15 protein-coding genes and 5 tRNA genes are annotated in these 18940 nt (G+C 73.5%); 10 read left to right on the top strand and 10 right to left on the bottom strand.

Annotation, left to right across the window (positions count from 1 at the left end):
* Positions 1 to 94: 94 nt before the first annotated feature.
* The gene (locus ACGFIQ_RS00795; protein WP_393237278.1) at positions 95 to 676 is read right to left on the bottom strand and encodes a TIGR03086 family metal-binding protein; all 582 of its coding nucleotides are present in this window, start codon (positions 674 to 676) and stop codon (positions 95 to 97) included.
* Between the two features lie 79 nt (positions 677 to 755).
* Positions 756 to 1358, bottom strand: coding sequence for a TetR/AcrR family transcriptional regulator (locus ACGFIQ_RS00790; RefSeq protein ID WP_393237275.1), 603 nt, complete (start codon positions 1356 to 1358; stop codon positions 756 to 758).
* 388 nt (positions 1359 to 1746) lie between these two features.
* Between ACGFIQ_RS00790 and ACGFIQ_RS00785 the strand changes: the two genes are divergently transcribed.
* The 4 genes from ACGFIQ_RS00785 to ACGFIQ_RS00770 all read left to right on the top strand — a co-directional run bounded on the left by ACGFIQ_RS00785 (position 1747) and on the right by ACGFIQ_RS00770 (position 3117).
* Positions 1747 to 1819, top strand: a tRNA-Gly gene (locus ACGFIQ_RS00785).
* Positions 1820 to 1853: 34 nt separating this feature from the next.
* Positions 1854 to 1924 (top strand) — tRNA-Cys (locus ACGFIQ_RS00780).
* Positions 1925 to 1937: 13 nt separating this feature from the next.
* Positions 1938 to 2009, top strand: a tRNA-Val gene (locus tag ACGFIQ_RS00775).
* Between the two features lie 103 nt (positions 2010 to 2112).
* Positions 2113 to 3117 carry a glycosyltransferase gene (locus tag ACGFIQ_RS00770; RefSeq protein ID WP_393237272.1) on the top strand — a complete coding sequence of 335 codons (1005 nt, stop codon included), beginning with the start codon at positions 2113 to 2115 and terminating at the stop codon, positions 3115 to 3117.
* Here the strand turns inward: ACGFIQ_RS00770 and ACGFIQ_RS00765 are convergent.
* Positions 3114 to 3848: a GNAT family N-acetyltransferase gene (locus tag ACGFIQ_RS00765; RefSeq protein WP_393237269.1), complete on the bottom strand. Its 735-nt coding sequence runs from the start codon at positions 3846 to 3848 to the stop codon at positions 3114 to 3116. The genes ACGFIQ_RS00770 and ACGFIQ_RS00765 overlap by 4 nt on opposite strands.
* Before the next feature lie 117 nt (positions 3849 to 3965).
* Here ACGFIQ_RS00765 and ACGFIQ_RS00760 point away from each other — a divergent pair, with 117 nt between their 5' ends.
* Together ACGFIQ_RS00760 and ACGFIQ_RS00755 are read left to right on the top strand one after the other, a co-directional pair.
* The gene (locus ACGFIQ_RS00760) at positions 3966 to 4547 is read left to right on the top strand and encodes a TetR/AcrR family transcriptional regulator (protein ID WP_393237266.1); all 582 of its coding nucleotides are present in this window, start codon (positions 3966 to 3968) and stop codon (positions 4545 to 4547) included.
* Between the two features lie 67 nt (positions 4548 to 4614).
* The gene (locus ACGFIQ_RS00755) at positions 4615 to 5571 is read left to right on the top strand and encodes an NADP-dependent oxidoreductase (protein WP_393237263.1); all 957 of its coding nucleotides are present in this window, start codon (positions 4615 to 4617) and stop codon (positions 5569 to 5571) included.
* Between the two features lie 78 nt (positions 5572 to 5649).
* Here ACGFIQ_RS00755 and ACGFIQ_RS00750 read toward each other — a convergent pair whose 3' ends face one another.
* Complete coding sequence (locus ACGFIQ_RS00750) at positions 5650 to 5892, bottom strand: DUF6458 family protein (protein ID WP_357070106.1); 243 nt, start codon at positions 5890 to 5892, stop codon at positions 5650 to 5652.
* A 146-nt stretch (positions 5893 to 6038) separates the two neighbouring features.
* On the opposite strand from ACGFIQ_RS00750, the gene ACGFIQ_RS00745 reads away from it, so the two are divergent.
* A tRNA-Gly gene (locus ACGFIQ_RS00745) sits at positions 6039 to 6111 on the top strand.
* A 26-nt stretch (positions 6112 to 6137) separates the two neighbouring features.
* Positions 6138 to 6212: transfer RNA gene (locus tag ACGFIQ_RS00740), tRNA-Val, on the top strand.
* Positions 6213 to 6230: 18 nt separating this feature from the next.
* On the opposite strand, the gene ACGFIQ_RS00735 is transcribed toward ACGFIQ_RS00740, so the two are convergent.
* Genes ACGFIQ_RS00735 through ACGFIQ_RS00720 form a run of 4 tightly spaced genes read right to left on the bottom strand, consistent with a single transcriptional unit; the run spans position 6231 to position 13780 of the window.
* The gene (locus ACGFIQ_RS00735) at positions 6231 to 8990 is read right to left on the bottom strand and encodes an FtsX-like permease family protein (protein ID WP_393237260.1); all 2760 of its coding nucleotides are present in this window, start codon (positions 8988 to 8990) and stop codon (positions 6231 to 6233) included.
* Entirely contained in the window at positions 8987 to 12151 is a 3165-nt protein-coding gene (locus ACGFIQ_RS00730) for a permease (protein WP_393237257.1), read from the bottom strand. The genes ACGFIQ_RS00735 and ACGFIQ_RS00730 overlap by 4 nt, the downstream gene beginning before the upstream one ends.
* Before the next feature lie 7 nt (positions 12152 to 12158).
* Entirely contained in the window at positions 12159 to 12851 is a 693-nt protein-coding gene (locus ACGFIQ_RS00725; RefSeq protein WP_393237254.1) for an ABC transporter ATP-binding protein, read from the bottom strand.
* A complete protein-coding gene (locus tag ACGFIQ_RS00720) occupies positions 12848 to 13780 on the bottom strand; it encodes an ABC transporter ATP-binding protein (RefSeq protein ID WP_393237251.1) in 933 nt (310 codons plus the stop codon). The genes ACGFIQ_RS00725 and ACGFIQ_RS00720 overlap by 4 nt, the downstream gene beginning before the upstream one ends.
* A 174-nt stretch (positions 13781 to 13954) precedes the next feature.
* On the opposite strand from ACGFIQ_RS00720, the gene ACGFIQ_RS00715 reads away from it, so the two are divergent.
* Together ACGFIQ_RS00715 and ACGFIQ_RS00710 are read left to right on the top strand one after the other, a co-directional pair.
* Positions 13955 to 14602: a TOPRIM nucleotidyl transferase/hydrolase domain-containing protein gene (locus tag ACGFIQ_RS00715; RefSeq protein ID WP_393237248.1), complete on the top strand. Its 648-nt coding sequence runs from the start codon at positions 13955 to 13957 to the stop codon at positions 14600 to 14602.
* A gap of 75 nt (positions 14603 to 14677) precedes the next feature.
* Positions 14678 to 15670, top strand: coding sequence for an NAD-dependent epimerase/dehydratase family protein (locus ACGFIQ_RS00710; RefSeq protein WP_393237245.1), 993 nt, complete (start codon positions 14678 to 14680; stop codon positions 15668 to 15670).
* Positions 15671 to 15686: 16 nt separating this feature from the next.
* Here ACGFIQ_RS00710 and ACGFIQ_RS00705 read toward each other — a convergent pair whose 3' ends face one another.
* Entirely contained in the window at positions 15687 to 16532 is an 846-nt protein-coding gene (locus ACGFIQ_RS00705; protein WP_393237242.1) for a universal stress protein, read from the bottom strand.
* 10 nt (positions 16533 to 16542) lie between these two features.
* Complete coding sequence (locus tag ACGFIQ_RS00700; RefSeq protein ID WP_393237239.1) at positions 16543 to 18936, bottom strand: phosphoketolase; 2394 nt, start codon at positions 18934 to 18936, stop codon at positions 16543 to 16545.
* Positions 18937 to 18940: the final 4 nt, after the last annotated feature.

Genomic DNA, 18940 nt, shown 5'->3' with positions numbered 1-18940 from the left:
GGCACGCTGCGCGTGGTCAGCTTCCGGGCACGCTGCGGGTGGTCAGTCGTCAGGCACGCTGCGCGTGGTCAGTCGTCAGGCACGCTGCGGGTGGTCAGTCGTCCGGTGTCCAGTCGGGGTTGCGGCCGAAGGCGGCCAGCAGGTGGTCCTGCTCGTCGGCGTCGTCGGGCACCCGTACCCCGGTCTGCACCAGGTTGTTGTCCTGGTAGTCGTCGATCTGGCCGGCGAACCAGCGGGCGGCCACGTGTACCGTCTCCGGGTCCAGGCGTGGTTGCGCCCCGATCGCCACCGCCACGTCCCAGCCGTGGACGAGATGCTCGGCGAGGAGCTGCTGGAGATATTCCGCGGCCGGGGTCTCACCAGCGGAGAGATGCACGGTGCGGTCGAGCGTGCCGGGGTGGGTCGCGGCGATCTCGGCCTGCGCCGCCGCCTCCCGCGCCACCGTGATCGGGTCGGTGCCGAGCTGGTCGCCGTCGAGCCGGTCGCCCACCTCGTCGATGGTCCGGCCCGCGAGCAGCGGGACGCTCCACCGATCCTCACGCACCACGTGGTTGACAAGCGTGCGTACGTCCCAGTCCGAGCAGGGCGTCGGGTCGGACCACTGGCCGGGTTCGACCTGGTCCACCCGGTCGACGAATTCGGCCAGGCTCCGGCGGTACGCGTCCAGCAGGTCCATGCTGCCGATTGTTCCGGTCGTCGGGGCGGGCCGAGCCGTTTTGCCTGCCCTGGGTGCGCCGGACCGGTGGTCGGTCGGCTCAGTCCAGTGCGACCGGATCCAGGCCGAGCTCTCGGGCGGTGACCAGCCGGACCCACTCGCCGAACTGCCGGCGGGAGATCACCCGGTCGTGCACGGCGAGTTGGACGGCAAGCCCGTCCATCACCGCGCTGATCCGCCAGGCGGCGCCCTCCGGGTCGGCGCACTGGAAGGTGCCGTCGGCCACCCCGGCGCAGATCACCGCGGCCAGATCCTGCCGCCAGCGCAGGTCGAGCCGGCGGGACACCTTCTCCAACTCCGGGGTGCGCAGCGACTCGGACCATCCGTCGATCCACATCGACCAGGAGGTTGCCCGCCCGGCCGGCGTGTAGAGCTTGAGGATCCGGCGGAGCTTGGTCAGCGGCGGAGCCGAGGAGCGGGTCACCACGTCCAGTCGGGCCAGATCCTGCTCGACCGCGTACGCGAAGGCCTGCGCGAGCAGCCGCTCCTTCGTCGCGAAGTGGTAGAACACCAACGCCTGACTCACACCGGCGGCCTGTGCCACATCGGCCGTCCGGGTGTTGGCCAGACCGCGCTCCACGATCACGTCACAGGCGGTGCGCAGCAGGGCATCCAGGCGGATCTCGGCCGCACGTCTCGTCACGACCGTTACCGTAGCCCATCCGATTGAACACGAACAGTGACGGCCGTGCCTGGATCCGCGGCGCGAGAGTCGGAAGCCGGACAATTCCCCGGGGTGCCGTCAGTCGTTCCTGTGAGTGTGTTAGTCGAGGTCCGCCGCGATGGGGTGGCGCACGAAGGCCCTGGTGACGGGCGGTTGATGCAATGATGGCCGTCATTGTCGAGTGGATGCCCGAGGGTGACGGTCGGTGGCGCCGCTCGACACCAGGCCAGTCCCCTAGGAAGCTCGCCGGTGGTGATCTCCGTTCCCGCCTCCCGAGGAGCGGACGCGCCGAGGTGACCCCGAGTTGGCAGTCTTTCACCGGCTCGGCTAAAGTTCTCATCCGTCACCCGGGAACGCCGGGGGACGTGCGGACGTAGCGCAGCTGGTAGCGCATCACCTTGCCAAGGTGAGGGTCGCGGGTTCGAATCCCGTCGTCCGCTCGGAGCTGCCGCCACGCATGACGGGGGCAACCTCGGTGGGGTGGCCGAGAGGCGAGGCAACGGCCTGCAAAGCCGTGTACGCGGGTTCAAATCCCGTCCCCACCTCGGCAACAAGCACGGGCGATTGGCGCAGTGGGAGCGCGCTTCCTTGACACGGAAGAGGTCACTGGTTCAAACCCAGTATCGCCCACAGGGTATTTAGGTAGTTGAGCAGGCCCGTTACCGGCTTCCGGTAACGGGCCTGCTGCTGTCCAGGCCTCCGCACGACCGGGACAGCGCCGGTGCGGCCTCGCATGGCACGCTTCCCGCGCGACGATCCATCGACCCTAGGGCGGGGGCGGGCCATGGCCGGGGCGGCTGCACCATCCGACAGCGCCGAACCATCCGACAGCGCCGAACCATCTGACAGCGCCGAACCATCCGACAGTGCCGGGGCGGGTCCGGCCCGCGCACCGCGGGTCTCGATCGTCGTGCCGGTGCACAACGAGGAGGAGAACATCGGCCCGTGCCTCGATGCGGCTCTGCGGCAGACGACGCCGGCAGACGAGATCATCGTGGTGGACAACGCCTCCACGGACGCGACGCGGGCCCGGCTGGCCGGGTACACCGATCGGGTCGTGCTGCTCACCGAACCGCGGTTGGGCGTCCTGGCCGCCCGCAACCGTGGCCTGATGGCGGCCACCGGTGACGTGATCGGCCGGATCGACGCGGACACCAGGCTGCCGCCGTACTGGGTGGAGGGGGTCCGCCGGGTCTTCGCGGACGGCACCGTCGCGGCGGTGACCGGTCCGGTGACCTACTACGACATCCGCTTTCCGGCGGTCCTCAACGCGGTGGACCGGACACTGCGCCGGGCCTGGACACTGCCGAGCCGGCAGCGGCTCGACTGGCTGTTCGGTGCGAACATGGCGGTCCGGGCTCGGGCCTGGCACGCCATCCGGACCGACCTCTGCGACGATCGCCGCTACCACGAGGATCTCGACCTCGGTATCCACCTGCGGCGGGCCGGCCACCGGGTGGTCTTCGCCGCCGAGCTTCGGGCCGGCACCTCGGCGCGCCGTTTCCGGAACGACCCGGCCGACTTCTGGGCGTACCTGCGGATGATCGACGCCTCCTATGCCAGCCACTCGGGGCGGGCCGGTAGCGCCAGTTACTGGCGGGCCTGGCTGACCAGCCGGCTGATCATGCTCTGTTACCTGCCGTTCCGGGCGCTGCACCGAGCCCACCCGGCCTACAGCGCTGCCCCCCGGAAGAACCCGATGGCGGCGGAGCCGTCGCCACCGTCGCGGGGTTCCTAGAAGGTGAGGATGCGGAACTCGCCCACGGGCCGGAAGCCGAGGCGGCGGTAGACCGGCTCACCGATCGGGGACGAGGTGAGGGCGGCGGTGCGGGCGCCGCGCTCGCTGGCCAGGTTGAGTGCGGCCCTGGTCATGGCCGCGCCGATGCCCCGGCGGCGGTGCTCGGGCTGCGTACCCACGAAGTAGAGGGTGGCCAGTCCGTGGCTGAGCCAGGCGACTGCCGTTCCGACCACCTGGCCGTCGTCGAGGCGGCCGGCGAGTCTGAGCACGGTGCCGTCGCCGGTGAACGCCTTCTCCCGTTCGGTCGTCGCGTTCAGCGCGCCGGCCGGAATTCCGGACACCCGGGCGTAGGCCGCGACGAACGTGGCCAGGTCTGTGGTTTCGGTGATGTGCAGGCCCGCCGGCGCCGGGACCTCGGCCGCCGCGTCGATCGTCACACTCATGATCGGCAGGCGGGCGATCTCGGCCGCGCCGAGGGAGAGCAGACCGTCGGCGGTCCCGGCGTCGCTGTCCGGGCCGACCCACCAGACCCGAGGTACGCCGTGCAGGCGCTGCCGGGCCTCGACGAGCGCGTCCCGCGGCGTACGTCCGGCCACGCGCAGCACGCCGTTGAGGGTCGCGTGCGGCACCTCGCTGCGGTAGGTCGGAAGGTCGGGCCCGCCGGCCACCCCGATGTTCCAACCGAGCAGGTACGCCCGGTGCGCGGCCAGCAGCGTGTCGAGAGACCCCATGATCCGGATGTTAGCGCGGTCTCCTCGGCGGCCCTCAGCTGCGGAAACGGATCGACGCGGCGACTGTGATCGGCGATACTTTGTCGATCGTTCCAGATAGCGGGTAGCGTCCGGGGCATGGCACGTACCCGCGAGTTCGACCTCGACGCCGCGGTCAACGCCGCGATGGACGTGTTCCGGAGGAAGGGCTACGAGGGCACCTCGATGCGCGACCTCGCGGAGGCGACCGGCCTCGGCAGCGGCTCGATCTACGCCGCCTTCGGCAGCAAGGACGGCCTCTACCTCGCGGTGCTCGACCTGTACCGGCAGCGTTACGCCGCACCGATGGTCGACCTGCTGCGCTCGGGCAACGATGCGCGGGCGGTCCTCCGTGAGGTGTTCGTCGGCGCGGTGGACGACATCACCGGCGACGGCCGGCACCTCGCCTGCCTCATCGTCGGCGCGTCGATGGAACGGGCACACCAGGACCTGCGGGTCGCCGAGCGGCTCCGCTCCACCACCCAGTCCCTGGAGTTGGCGCTCTACGACCTGCTCGCCGAGGCGCAGTTGCGGGGCCAGATCACGTCCGATCGCAGCGCCACCGACCTGGCCGGCTTCCTGGTGACCAGCCTTCAGGGGCTGCGGGTGATGGGTGCCATCAACCCGGACCGGGCGGCGCTGACCCGGTACGCCGAGGTCGCGCTCACCTGCCTGGACTGACCCGTCGTCCGAGGTGGGCGGCCCGGCACCACCGGCACGACCCAACCCGAGCGACGAGGAGTCGATGATGAGAGCGGTCGGACTGCTGCGCTACGGCGGGCCGGAGGTGCTGCGGGTGGTCGAACTTCCCACCCCGCACGCCGGCCCCGGTGAGGTCCGCATCCGGGTACGCGCGGCGGCGGTCAACCCGGCGGACACCCTGATCCGGGCCGGTATGACGCCGGTGCGACTGCGCGGCACCGACCCGCTGCTGCCCGGCCTGGACATCGCCGGCACGATCGACGAGGTGGGCCCCGGGGGCAGTGGTGCGCTCGCCCCGGGTGACCCGGTGATGGCCATGGTCAACCCGACCCGGGAGGCCGGCGGTGGGTATGCCGAGTGGGTGGTGCTTCCGGAAGCCTGGGTGGTGCCCGCGCCGGCGGGCGTCTCACCCGCCGACGCGGCCACGCTGCCGATGAACGGGTTGACCGCCCTGCACGCGTTGGACCAGTTGCGGCTGCCGCCGGGCAGCACCCTCGCGGTGACCGGCGCGGCCGGCGCCGTCGGCGGGTACGCGGTACAACTCGCCAAGGCCGCCGGTCACCGCGTGTTGGCCGACGCGGCGCCCGGTGACGTCGAACTGGTCGCCGCGCTCGGCGCCGACGTGACGGTGGCCCGAGGCCCGGGTGTCGCCGACCGCTTCCGGGAGCACGCCCCGGACGGCGTGGACGCCGCTGTTGACGCCGCGTTGATCGGTGGCGCGCTGCTGCCGGCGGTCCGCGACGGTGGCGCCGTGGCGCTGCTGCGCGGCGGGCCGGATCCGCTGCTGCTGGCTCAGGCCAACCAACGGGGGATCGGGATGGTGGCTGCCCACGTGCACGAGTATGACGGGCGCCGCGACAAGCTCGACCTGCTTCGGCGGTTCGCCGAGGAGGGTGCGCTGAGCCTTCGTGTCGCCGGCCGGTTCCCACCGCAGGAGGCGGCCCGCGCGCATCAGCTCCTGGAAGCCGGAGGGGTACGCGGCCGGTTGGTCATCGAGTTCTGATCCCGCCGGTGGCCGGCTGCCCTCATCGGGGCGGCCGGCCCGGCAGCGTCTGGTCCGTCGGCGGTGGAAGTGGTCGTGTCACAGCGGCGGGGCGATGTCCCGCCGCTCCTCGACCCGCTGGTACTCGACCGGCTGTTCGGTGGTGGTGACCACCTCGCGGCGGCGGCCCCAGATCAGCGTGGTCATGATCAGGCCGAGCACGCCGGCTCCCATCAGGATCCAGCCGACCACGTCGAGGTTGATGCCGCCGACGCTGGCGTCCAGTGCGAAGGTGAGGATCGCGCCGAGCGCGATCAGGAAGATGCTGGTGCCGATACCCACGACAGCCTCCTTAGGGGGTGTGGTGCGCTGTCGAGCCCTTCAGTACCCCGGCGGCGACCAGCGCAACCGCGACCGGACAGGGTGCCGTGCCAAGCGATCTTGGCATCGGGTAGAGTTCACCTGTCGCCGGCGCTTGTCGGGGACGTGCGGACGTAGCGCAGCTGGTAGCGCATCACCTTGCCAAGGTGAGGGTCGCGGGTTCGAATCCCGTCGTCCGCTCTCGATGTGCCCCACGGGGCCGCCACGGGCGATTGGCGCAGTGGGAGCGCGCTTCCTTGACACGGAAGAGGTCACTGGTTCAAACCCAGTATCGCCCACCATCCATGCAGGCGGGTCGGTCACTCGCCGGCGCGGAGCACCTCACTCAGCCGGTCGCGTCGCCGCAGCGCCGACTCGACAGGCACGACAGTTGCGGCCGTCGCCAGCAGCGCCACGCTCACCAGGCCCAGCAGCCACCACGGCAGGACCGCCGCCGGGTCGGCGGATTGGCCGGTGAGCAGCCGCACGTCGAGCGGGCCGAGCGTCAGGCGCGCGAGCAGGGCGCCGAGCAGCGGGCCGCACACCGCGGCGACCACGACCGGCGGCAGCAGCTCTCCGGCGGCGACCCAGCGGGCGTCGCGTGGTCGCAGACCGAGGGTCCGCAGCCGGGTCAGGGTCTGCCACCGCTGTGACGCGCCGGCGGCGGCGGCGAGCGTGAGGCCGAGCAACCCCAGCGCCAGCAGCACCGCGGCGGCCGTCCACGACAGCCGTAGCAGCCCCGCGGTCAGCGGCGCCACCCGCTGCGCCCGCTGGACGTCCGCGCGCAGCACGACGTCGGCGGCGACGCCGGTGTTCGACACGGCCCGCGCCGCGCCGGGGCCGGTCACCCAGACGGTGTTCGCAACGGCGGGCAGCCCGGCGTCGGCGAGCGCCGTGGCGTCCACGATGACGACGTCGTCGGCACCGCCGACGGAGGGAGCGGTACCGACCGCGGCGAGACCGATCGCCGGGGCGTCGTCCCGGGACAGTTGCAGCCGCGTGCCGGTCCGCAGACCGCCGTCGCTCGATCGGACCAGCGCGGGGACGTCCCCGGAGCCCCGACCGGGTGCGGTGAGCCGGGCCAGCGCCGGCGCGTCGGGCAGCGGAGTGGTGGCCAGCAGGCGCTGGAACGCGGCGGCGTCCACGACGACCAGGCGTGGGGTGAGCGGTGTCGAATCGGTGGAGACGTGTGCCGAGTCGGTCACCTGCGCGACGACGACCTGCCCCACCCCGGGCGCGGCGGCGATGCGCTCGGCGAGTGCGGGTGTGGCGGCCTCGGCATCGGTGCCGACGTCGACGCGGGCGTCCGCGCCGACGGTGCTCCACGCGCCGTCGGCCAGACCGCGGGTGACGGTGCTGCCGAGGATCAGCGCGAACGACGCGAGCGCCGTGGTGCCGACCAGCACCAGCAGTGGCAGCGCGCGCCCGGCCGTCGTGGCCGCGTGGGCGGCACCGAACACGGCCAGCGGGCGGCGCGAGCGCAGGGCCCCTCGGAGCGCGAACCGCGCCCCGAGGGGCAGCAGCCGGAGCAGGACGAGCGCGCCGACGAGCGCGCCCAGAGCGGGGGCGCTGACCGGCAGGATCAGGTCGCCGGTCAGCTCACCGGTGTCGCCGTCGGAGGCGACGGGCAGCAGCCCGCGCTGGTGCAGCGTGACGAGGGCGGCGACCGCGGCGATCAGGACAGCGGCCTCCACGGCGGCGCGGCGCAACTGTCCGGTGGCCCGGATCCAGCGCCGAGCGGCCGGGTTGGCGGGTTGGCGCCGGTCGCGGCTGGCGCGGGCGGCGGCGAGGGTGCCGAACGCCGGACCGGCGACGGCTCCGGCCAGGACCACGGGAACGGCCCAGGTCCAGGAGACGCCCGGAGCGACGGCGCGGGCGAGCGCGAGCCCGACGGCGGCGGCCGACAGGGACACGACTGTGGATTCGACTGTCAGTTCCGTACCGAGGTCGGGTAGTGCGGCGCCCCGCTGCCGGGCGGCGCTCAGCACCGGGGTACGGCGGCGGACCAGCAGTTCGGCGGCGAGTAGCAGGACCAGCACGGTGGCGGTCAGCACGCCGACGAGCAGGACGGCGGCCTGTGCGAAAGCGGCGTTGCTCCGGGTCCGGGCGTCGCGCAGGGTGGTGTCCAGCTGCGATTCCCACTTCAGGGACTGGTCGCGGGCACCTGATGAGCCGGAGGACGCCTTGAGCTTGACCACCTTGCTGGCGAGCGGCGCGGTGGCGTCCCAGGTGAGCGCGTCGGGGTCGGGGGCGAAGTGGACGGTGCGCCGCAGCTGACCCTCGGCGACGGCGAGCCGGGCGTCCGGCAACGACTCGCGCGACAGTAGGCCGGCGAACCGGGTGGTCCCCGCGCCGTCGGCGCCGGGCACGGGGCGCAGGAGCGCCGGGGCGAGTCGCCAGGCCGGGTCGGCGCTGTCCGCGGGTCGATAGATTCCGCTGATCCGGACGTCCGTGTCGCTACCCAGGGCGTCCTTGACCCGCATCCGATCGCCGGGGCCGAGGTGCAGTGCGGCGGCGGCGGCCTCGGAGAGGCCGACCTGCACCGGCCAGGGCGGTCCGTCGTAGGGGGTCTCGACGTACTCGTCGGAGGCGGTGGAACCGGGCGCCTTGCCGGCGATCCAGGTCACGGCCGGGCTGCCGAGGTCACCGGCCAGGTAGGTGAGCTGGAAGGTACGCGGCACGCTGGCGTCGGTGATGGTGAGGATCGGGCCGTTGACGACGGCGACGGGCGGGAGCAGCGTGGCGTCCAGGTCGGGTCCGAGCGCGGAGGTCGCCCGGGCGCGGAAGCGGTCGACCTCCGCGGCGAGGCGGGGCATCCGGACCCGTCCGCCGGTCGGCCCGTCGTCGCGTTCCCAGTCGGCGTGTACGAGGACGTTCGAGTCGTGGCCGGCGCGGCGGACCGTGTCCTGGACGGCGGTGTCGGCGGCGGCCCGGAGCAGCGTCGGCACGGCCCCGGCCAGGAGCGCGACGGCCGCGATCACGGCGGCGGTGAGCAGCAGCGCCCCGGCGTCGGCACGGCCACGGCCACGGACGCTGGGCCAGTGCGGTGCCGGCCACCGGCCGGTCAGCCATCGTTTCACGGCGTCACCCGCGGGTGCGCGGCGTCGGCCCGGCGGACCTGGACGGTGACCACCACGGCGACCGCCAGCAGGCAGCCGGCCAGCAGTACGGCGAGCAGTGCGGCCTCGGCTGGCCACGGCCAGTGTGGCTGGGTGGCCGGGACGGGCGCGGCGCCGGTGTCGGAGCGTACGAGCAGGGGTGCGACGACGCGGGTGCCGAGCGCGCCGACGGTCGCGCCCGCCGCGAGCAGGGGCAGCAGAACGCCTGCGTGTTGGCCGAGCAGCACGGCCCGGATGCCGCGCCGGGACATCCCCAGGCCGCGCAGCCGCGTCACCTCGACGGCGCGGACCTGCAGATCACAGGTGACGTGCAGGACGACGCCGGCGAGCAGCAGCAGGGCCGCAGCCGGGACGAGGAGCCGGAGGGCGGCCGGCAGCCCGGCGCGCAGTGGGCCGCCGGTGAGGCGGGCGGTCTCCGCCTCACGGGTCGAGACGGTGCCCAGATACAGGGCGGTGGCCCGCTCGGCGGCACCGGCAGCGGCGGGATGGCCGACCCACCACGCGTCGACGGGGAACGTGAGGTCGCCGGTGACGGCGCGTGCGCGCGACAGCGTGTCCAGGTCGGCCAGGACGGCGACGGCGCCGGGGGCGGACGGCACGCTCGGCACGACCTCGGTGACGACGATCCGGACGGGCGTGATGCCGATCGTGACGCTGAGCTGGCTGCCACTCTGTGCGCCGACCTCGCTGGCGAAGCGGGCGGAGACGGCGACGGGCACCGGGCTGGGGTCCGGGAATGCGGTGGCGACGAGGGTCCGGGCGGCGTCTTCGGCGCCGCCGAGGTCGACGGTCGCGGCCATCCGCAGCGCGGTTCCCGTCGGCGTGGCGGACACCCCGACGGTCAGGTCGCTCACCTTGCTGGGGATCGGCGGCGCGGACGTGGCGGTCCAGTCCGATCCGTCGGTGGGCTTCTCCACCGCCCCGGTGGGCGGCACGGTGAGGGTGACGGTCACGGCGACGGATCCGCCGACCGCGTCGGCGGTGAGCGGCAGGGCGACCGCGACGAGGCGCTGCCCGTCAGCCGTCGCGCAGGCGGGCAGCCGAACCTCCTGGCCGTCGAGCGGTACGGCGGGACCGGTGCAGGACGTGCGGAGGCCGGTGGCGTCCTGCAGCAGCAGTTGGGGCGTCACGGCGAGCGGGGTGCCGTCGGCGGCCGTCCCGCGCAGGACGAGCGGGGCACCAGCCGGAACGGCGAGGCCGGTGACCCGGGTACGGGGTGCCAGCGCGGCGCCCACGTCGGCCCAGCCGCGGTCGTCGTCCAGCCGTCCGCGCAGCAGCGCGTCGGCGCGGGTGGTGTCGACGGCGACCAGGCGCGGCGCAACGCCCGCGTTGCCGAGCCACTGACCGACTGTGGTGCCCCGGTCGAGGACCGGGCTCACGGCTCCCGCGGTGGCCGCGCCGACGGCCGCGCCCTCTCCGGCCACCGGCGCCGTGCCGAGGGTGAGTGCCAGGTCGGTGCCGACGGTGAGCGCGGCCTGGTCGCGCTGCGACTGGTGCCACGTGTCGTCGAAGGCGAGGCCGAAGGTTCCGGCCGCGCAGGCCAGCCCGACGAGCAGCCCGGCGGCGACCGCCTGTGGCCGGCGGGCGGCCTCGGCGACCGCCAGCGGAAGCGCCAGCCCGCGGGCGCGGTACGCCAGCCGGTCGGCGCCGCGAAGGGCGGGCAGCACCACCCGGAGGGCCAGGGCGGCGCCCGCGGTGAGCAGCAGCGCCGGCGCGAGCACCCGGACCGCGTCGGCGCGTGGGCTGGCGGTGGTGGGCTGCGCGTAGAGCTGCCACCAGCCGGCGGCGGCGAATGCCGCGAGCAGCACGTCGGCGCCGGATCGGGCCAGCAGCTCGCGGCGGGTGCGCTGGTCGCCGGCCGCCGGGACGGGGCGGATCGCCAGGACGGTGAGGACGGCGGCGAGCACCAGCGCGCCGCCGACGACCGCGAGGATCTGGGTACCGGCGATGGCCGGCCCGACGGTCAGGCCCGCGGCGTCCAGCGGCGGCAGGTGGGTCAGGCCGGCATGCAGGGCCGACGAGGCCGGTATCGCGAGCGTGGCGGCGACGGCGGCGATGAGCCCGGCCTCGAATGTCGCGGTGGCGGCGAGTTGGCGACGGCTGGTGCCCAGGGCGGACCGCAGGGCGGTCTCTTCGGCGCGGATGCCCGTGGTCAGCCGGCCGGCGAGGACGAGTGCCGTCGCGGTCAGGACACCGCCGAGGACGGCGATGGCGAGCACGACGGCGGCGGTGACGTGCCGTTGGTCGTCGGCGGACCGGAGGGTCAGCGGCAGTTCGGAGGAGACACGTGCGAGCCGGACGCGGTCGCCGAGGGTGCCCGCCAGCCGGCGGTCGGCATCGCGGACGGCCCCGGCGACGGTCTCCAGGTCGCGGCGGTTGGGGTCGGTCAGGTCCGGATGGGCGGTGACCTCCATCCGGTCGACCGTGGCACCGGTGGTGACCAGGTCGGCGAGGTCGACGAGGAACGGGCCGTAGGCGTTGACCGGCTGCAGGAAGCGGCCGTCCCGGTAGCCGGGGGCGGAGCCGGCCGCGGCCAGTGGGTCGCGGTCCCAGCCGCGCCCGGGCAGCGGGCGTACCACACCGACGACTGTCACGTCGATGGCCGGGACGGGCGCGTGGGCCAGCTCGGCGCCGAGGCGTACCCGGCTGCCGGGGGTGAGGCCGAGCAGTTGTGCGGTGGACTCCAGCAGCACCGCGTCGCCAGGGCGCTGTGGCCAGCGCCCGGTGATCAGCTCGCCTCGGGTCGGCAGGTCGTCCATCCCCGACAGGTACGCCTGGGCTCCGACGGTGGTGCCCCTGGCGAGTGTGGGCGGCAGCGCCCGCAGCACCGTCGACGCCCGCGCGGTCGTCGTCGCCGGGAACGGTGCGAGCGCGGAGGTCACCACGCTGCGGGTGTCGGCGGCGACGGACGACGTGTCCGGGCCCTCGACGGCGCCGGTGTAGACGGTCACGTCGACGGCGGCGGGGGCGGCGCGGGCCATGGCGACCTCCAGCGCCCGCTCGGCGGTGCGGGTGATCAGCAGGGTGCAGGTGCCCAGCAGGGTCGCGCCGATCGTGACGACCCCGAGGAGGGCCGCCAGCAACGGCCACTGCGCGCGGGCGCGCCGGCTGACCAGCCTCATCGTCGCGTCACCCGGCGGCCTGTTCGTCGAGGTGCCCGTCGTGGATGCGGATCACCCGGTCGGCCAGGGCCATCATCACCGCGTCGTGCGTCGACACCAGGACGGTGACGCCTTCGGACTCCACGATTCCGCGCAACAGGGCCATCACCGAGAGGCCCGTCTCGGCGTCCAGTTGCCCGGTGGGTTCGTCGGCGAGCAGGAGCTGGGGCGAGGCGGCCAGCGCGCGGGCGATGGCCACCCGCTGCTGTTGGCCGCCGGACAGCTCGGCCGGCCGCTGCCCGGCGTGGTCGGCCAGGCCGATCAGCTCCAGCAGCAACTCGACCCGCCGCTCGCGCTCGTTCGGGGCGACGCGGGCCATCCGCAGCGGGGCCGCGACGTTCTCCGCGGCCGACAGCACCGGGATCAGCCCGAAGCTCTGGAAGACGTACGACACCTTCTCGCGCCGCAGCCCGGACAGGCCGTCCTCGTCGAGCGCCGTGACGTCGGTGCCGTCGACGTGCACGGTGCCGGCGTCCGGGCGGTCCAGGCCGCCGATGACGTTGAGCAGGGTGGTCTTGCCCGAGCCGGACCGGCCGACGAGCGCCACCATCGACCCGGCGGCCACGTCGAACGACACACCGCGCAGGGCGTGTACGACGCTCGGCCCGGTGCGGAAGCGCCGGTGGACACCGCGCACGCGCAGCAGCGGCTCGCTGCTCATTCGCCGCTTCCCGAGTCGGGGTGGATCGTGATGTGGTCGGCTTCCAGGGCCAGCCGGACCCGTCGGGTCAGCGCCAGCGCCTGGCGGAACTCGCGGGGCACCTGGACCCGCCCGGCGCGGTCCATCACGGCGTACTCCTCGGCGATCACGTGCGTGTCACCCTCCGCGTCGGTGGTGGTGCGGCGCAGCACCTCGCTGCTGGTGCGCCCGTCCCGGATCGCGACGGTCCGTTCGACCTGGCCGCTGACCTCCGGATCGTGGGTCACCACGACGACTGTGACGCCGTAGCGCCGGTTGACGTCGCGCAGCACGCCGAAGACCTCCGCGGACGTGGCGGCGTCCAGCTCGCCGGTCGGCTCGTCGGCGAGCAGGACCCGCGGCTGGTTGGCCAGCGCCACCGCGATCGCGACCCGCATCTGTTGCCCTCCGGAGAGCTGCCCGGGCCGCCGGTCGGCGCAGTCGGCGACGCCGAGGCTGTCCAGCAGCTCGGCCGCGCGCTCCCGGCGCTCCTCCTTCGGGGTGCGGGCCGCCGTCATCGGCAGGTCCACCATCTCCCGTGCGGTCAGGTACGGGATCAGGTTGCTCGCCGTCTGCTGCCGCACGAACCCGACGGTGTGCCGCCGGTAGTCCACCCGGTCCGCGCGGGACATCGCCAGCAGGTTCCACCTGTCGACCCGGACCCGCCCGGCGGTGGGTGCGTCGATACCGGCCAGGATGGAGAGCAGTGTCGACTTGCCCGACCCGGAGGCACCGACGACGGCGACCAGTTCGCCGCTCTGCACGGCCAGGTCCAGTCCCTGCAGTGCCTGCACCTCGATCGAACCGGTCTGGTAGATCCGCACCAGGTTCTCGCAGACGATGAGCGCGTCCCGGCCGAACTCGGGCGCCCGCGCGGATGGCTGCGGCAGGGACAGCGGTGTGCGGGGCATGCCGTTCTCCGTCCGGGTTGTGCCGACGTGGAGCCAGCCTCGGGTGGCCTGGGCAAGCTGCGGTACGCCAGTATCGCCCACCGCGAAAACTTCTCGTCATCGCGACCCGGTGACGAGTCGTCGCCGTACCCAAATCGATGGCGGTCCTCGTCGGGGGTTGCGAGACTCTGGCCTGTGCGAGAGCCGGACCGTTTCCGAGGTGCCGTGCGGGTGTGGGCGGCCGGCGGTGCGGACGCCGCGGCAGCCGCGACGGTCGCCCGCGAGTTGGCCGGTGACCTGAGCACGGTCGTGCTCGTCGAGGGCTTCAGCGACCAGTGCGCGGTGGAGGCGCTGGCCGAGCGGCGGGGCCGTGACCTGGCGGGTGAGGGCGTGTGCGTCCTGCCGATCGGTGGCGCGATGAGTGTCGCCCGGTACCTGCGGCTCTTCGGGGCGCAGGGTCTGGCCCTGACGGTACGAGGGCTCTGCGACGAGGCCGAGGAGGGTTTCTTCCGACGGGGGCTGGAGCAGGCCGGCTTCGGCAGCGACCTGACCCGCCCGGCCCTGGAGGCGCTCGGCTTCCAGGTGTGTGTGGCCGACCTGGAGGACGAGCTGATCCGCGCGCTGGGCAGCGCTGGTGTCGAGCGGGTCATCGACGCCGAGCGGGATCTGGCGAGGTTCCGGATCTTCCAGAAGCAGCCCGCGCAGCGCGGACGGACGATCGAGCGGCAACTGCGCCGTTTCCTGGGCACGATGAGCGGTCGCAAGGCCCGGTACGCGTCCGCGCTCGTCCGCGCCGTCGACCCGGGCGCCATCCCCCGACCCCTGGATCGGTTGCTCGGCTGACGGTTCTGCCACGGGCAGATCCGCTGCCGGTGAACATGGCTGTCGTCCGCCGGCCCGCACCGGCAGGGTGGGCGCATGAGATTGCTGGTGCTGGGTGGTACGGGTTTCGTGGGCGGTGCGACGGTCACCGAGGCGGTCCGCCGCGGCTGGTCGGTGACGGTGTTCAACCGAGGGCTGCACGGGACGGTGCCGCCCGGCGTACACCGGTTGCGGGGTGACCGCGGCGCGCCGGACGGCCTGGCGGCGTTGGCCGGCGGCGAGTGGGACCTGCTGGTGGACATCTGGGACGGCGCGCCGCGCGCTGCCGGGGACGCCGCGCGCGCGTTGGTCGACGCGGTCGGCCACTACGTGTACGTGTCCAGCGGGTCGGTCTACGCCGACCCGGCCGCTGCCGGGCTGGACGAGGACTCCCCGGTGGTGGACGCCGACCCGGACTCCGTCGACGGCGACTACCCGCAGCTCAAGTCCGGTGCGGAGCGTGCGGTGCGGGAGGTCTTCGGGCAGCGGGCGCTGGTCGCCCGGGCCGGGCTGATCCTTGGCCCGGGGGAGGACATCGGCCGGCTGCCCTGGTGGCTGCGGCGCGTCGAGCGGGGCGGCGACGTGCTCGCCCCCGGGCCGGCGGACCTGCCGGTGCAGTACATCGACGTACGTGACCTGGCGGGCTGGATGCTGGACGCGGGCGCCGAGCGGGTGGGCGGCACGTTCAACGCGATCGGTCGGCGGGCGCAGACCACGATGGGCGAGCTGCTGGGCGCGTGCGTGGCAGTCACCGGTGCCGACGCCCGGCTGTGCTGGACCGATCCGGCGTCGATCCTCGCCGCCGGTGTGCAGCCGTGGAGCGATCTGCCGATCTGGCTGCCGGTCGGTCACCCGTACCGGGGGTTGCTGGAGCGGGACGTGACCCGCGTCTTCGCCGCCGGGCTGACCTGCCGGCCGGTGGTCGAGACCGTCGAGGACACCTGGCGGTGGCTCCGCGAGGTGGGCACGGTCCCGCCGCGCGCCGGGCGGCCAGACCGCGGCTCGATCGGTCTGGCCCCGGCACGGGAGGCCGCCGTGCTCAGCGGCTGAGCGCGTGTGTCCGCGGTCAGCGTTCCCGGATCACCGCGACCGGACAGCTGGCGTGCTGGATCACCTGCTGGCTGACCGAGCCGAGCAGCATCCCGGCCAGTCCGCCCCGACCCCGGCTGCCCACCACCACCGCCTGTGCGGACGGGCTGGCCTCGATCAGCATCGCCGCCGGGCTGCCCGGGATCAGGTCGACGGTGACGTTCAGCTCGGGAAACGTCCGTCGCCATGGTTCCAGTGCCTGCTCCACGGCGGCCCGCTCGTCGGGCACCCCGGCTGCCCCACCGGGGCCCGGTGTCCAGGCGTGCAGCACGCGCAGCGGCACCTGCCGCCGTGCCGCCCGTTCGGCGGCGAAGCCGAGCGCCACCAGCGACGGCGCCGAACCGTCCACCCCGACCGCCACCGGGCCGTCCGGTCGACCGGCCGTCCCGTCGCGGACCACCACGACCGGGCAGTGCGCGTGCGCGGCGACCGACACGGCCGTGGACCCGGCCAGCAGTCCCCCGAAACCGCCGTGGCCCCGGCTGCCGAGCACCAGCATGCCGGCCTCGGCCGAGCGTTCCTGCAACACCAGCGCGGGTGGCCCGTCGTACACCTCACCGGTGATCCGCAGCTCGGGGTGGGTGGCGGCGGCGTTCGCCGCGGCCTTGCGCACCAGGTCCTCGACCTGCCGGCGGGCGGTCTCGTCCGGCCAGACCCCGGGCGCCACGCCCGGACCGACCCAGCCGGCCACGGTCAACCATTCGAAGACGTACGCCAGTCGCACCGGTCGGCCGCTGTGCCGAGCCTCCTCCAACGCCCAGTCCACCGCCACCGAGGCGTCGGTGGAGCCGTCGAAGCCGACCAGGATCTCCGCGTCGCGCACGTCGTCCTCCTCAGGGGTTCGTCGGGTCGGTCGCACGGACCCAGCGCCACTCGGCGACCGCGGGGTCGTCCTCGCCGTACCGGCGGGTGTAGTCGCGGGCGGCCTGCCGGGCGTCGACCATCCGCTGGCGCAGGTGGGCGGCGCGGGGCCCCAGGCCGGGCACCCGGTCGATGACGTCGATGACCAGGTGGAAACGGTCCAGGTCGTTGAGCATCACCATGTCGAACGGGGTGGTGGTGGTCCCTTCCTCCTTGTAACCGCGTACGTGCAGGTTGTCATGGTTGTTGCGGCGGTAGGTGAGTCGGTGGATCAGCCAGGGATAGCCGTGGTACGCGAAGATGACCGGCCGGTCCGCGGTGAAGATGGTGTCGAACTCGTTGTCGGTCAGGCCGTGCGGGTGCTCGGTGTCCGTCTGCAGGCGCATCAGGTCGACCACGTTGACCAGGCGCACCTTCAACTCGGGGAGGTTCTGGCGGAGCAGCTCGACGGCGGCCAACGTCTCCAGGGTGGGCACGTCGCCGCAGCAGGCGAGCACCACGTCCGGCTCGGTTCCCCCGTCGTTGCTGGCCCACTCCCAGATGCCCAGGCCACGGCGGGTGTGCTGGATCGCCTCGGTCATCGTCAGCCAACTCGGTGCCGACTGCTTACCGGCCACCACCACGTTGATGTAGTGCCGGCTGCGCAGGCAGTGGTCCATGGTGGAGAGCAGGGTGTTGGCGTCCGGTGGCAGGTAGACCCGGACCACCTCGGCCTTCTTGTTGACCACGTGGTCGATGAAGCCGGGGTCCTGGTGGGAGAAACCGTTGTGGTCCTGGCGCCAGACGTGGCTGGACAGCAGGTAGTTCAACGAGGCGATCGGTTGCCGCCAGGGGATGGCCCGGGTCACCTTCAGCCACTTGGCGTGCTGGTTGAGCATCGAGTCGACGATGTGGATGAACGCCTCGTAGCTGGTGAAGACGCCATGCCGGCCGGTGAGGAGGTAGCCCTCCAACCAGCCCTGGCACAGGTGTTCGGAGAGCACCTCCATGACCCGGCCGTCGGGGGAGAGGTGGTCGTCGCCCGCGACGGTGGCCGCCACCCACGCCCGGCCGGTCACCTCGAACGCGGCGCCCAACCGGTTGGAGGCGACCTCGTCCGGGCCGAACAGTCGGAACGTCTCCGGGTTGGCGCTGATGACGTCGCGCAGCCACGGGCCGAGCACCCCGGTCGCGCCGGCCATCGGCTTGCCCGGTTCTCCGACGTCCACGCCGTAGTCGCGAAAGTCGGGCAGGGCCAGGTCGCGCAGCACCACGCCACCGTTGGTGACCGGGTTGGCGCTCATCCGCCGGTCCCCGTGCGGCGGCAGCGCCCGCAGCTCGTCCACCGGCGCGCCGGTGGCGTCGAACAGCTCCTCGGGCCGGTAGCTGCGCAGCCACCGCTCCAGCTCGGCCAGGTGCGCCGGGTTGTCGCGTACCCCCGACAGCGGCACCTGATGGGCGCGGTACGTGCCCTCCACCTGGACGCCGTCGACCTCGCTCGGGCCGGTCCAGCCCTTCGGCGTCCGCAGGATGATCATCGGCCAGCGGCGGCGCTCGACGGCACCACCGGAGCGGGCCCGCCGCTGGATCTCGGCGATCTCGTCCAGCGCGCGGTCCATCGTCGCGGCGAGCGTGCGGTGCACCACGGCGGGATCGTCACCGGCCACCACGTACGGCTGGTAGCCCGAACCGCGCATCAGGTCGAGCAGGTCGGTCTCGGGGATCCGGGACAGCACCGTCGGGTTGGCGATCTTGTAGCCGTTGAGGTGCAGGATGGGCAGCACCGCGCCGTCGCGCGCGGGATTGAGGAACACGTTGGAGAGCCAGCTGCCGGCCAGTGGCCCGGTCTCCGCCTCACCGTCGCCGACCACGCAGGCCACCACGAGATCCGGGTCGTCGAACGCCGCGCCGTAGGCGTGGCTCAACGCGTACCCCAGCTCGCCGCCCTCGTGGATCGAGCCTGGCACGTCCGACGCGACGTGGCTGGGGATGCCACCGGGGAAGGAGAACTGGCGGAACAGTTTGGCCATTCCGGCCTCGTCCCGTGCCACGTCGTGGTAGCGCTCCGACCAGGTGCCCTCCAGCCAGGTGTTGGCCACGATGGCCGGGCCGCCGTGCCCCGGGCCGGTGACCAGCATGGCGTTGACGTCACGCGCCACGATCACCCGGTTGAGGTGGGCGTAGATCAGGTTGAGCCCGGGGCTGGTGCCCCAGTGCCCGAGCAGCCGGGGCTTGATGTCGTCGCGGGTCAGCGGCTCCCGCAGCAGCGGGTTGCCCAGTAGGTAGATCTGCCCGACGGTGAGGTAGTTCGCGGCGCGCCAGTAGGCGTCCAGCCGGCGTAGCTCGTCGTCGGTGAGGGCGCGGCGCACGTCGAGAGCGGTGTCCATCGGG

Source organism: Micromonospora sp. NPDC048898, assembly GCF_043198035.1.
Classification (GTDB): Bacteria; Actinomycetota; Actinomycetes; order Mycobacteriales; family Micromonosporaceae; genus Micromonospora.
Note: the sequence above shows the minus strand (reverse complement) of the source record. Positions and strands in the feature narration are given on the sequence as shown.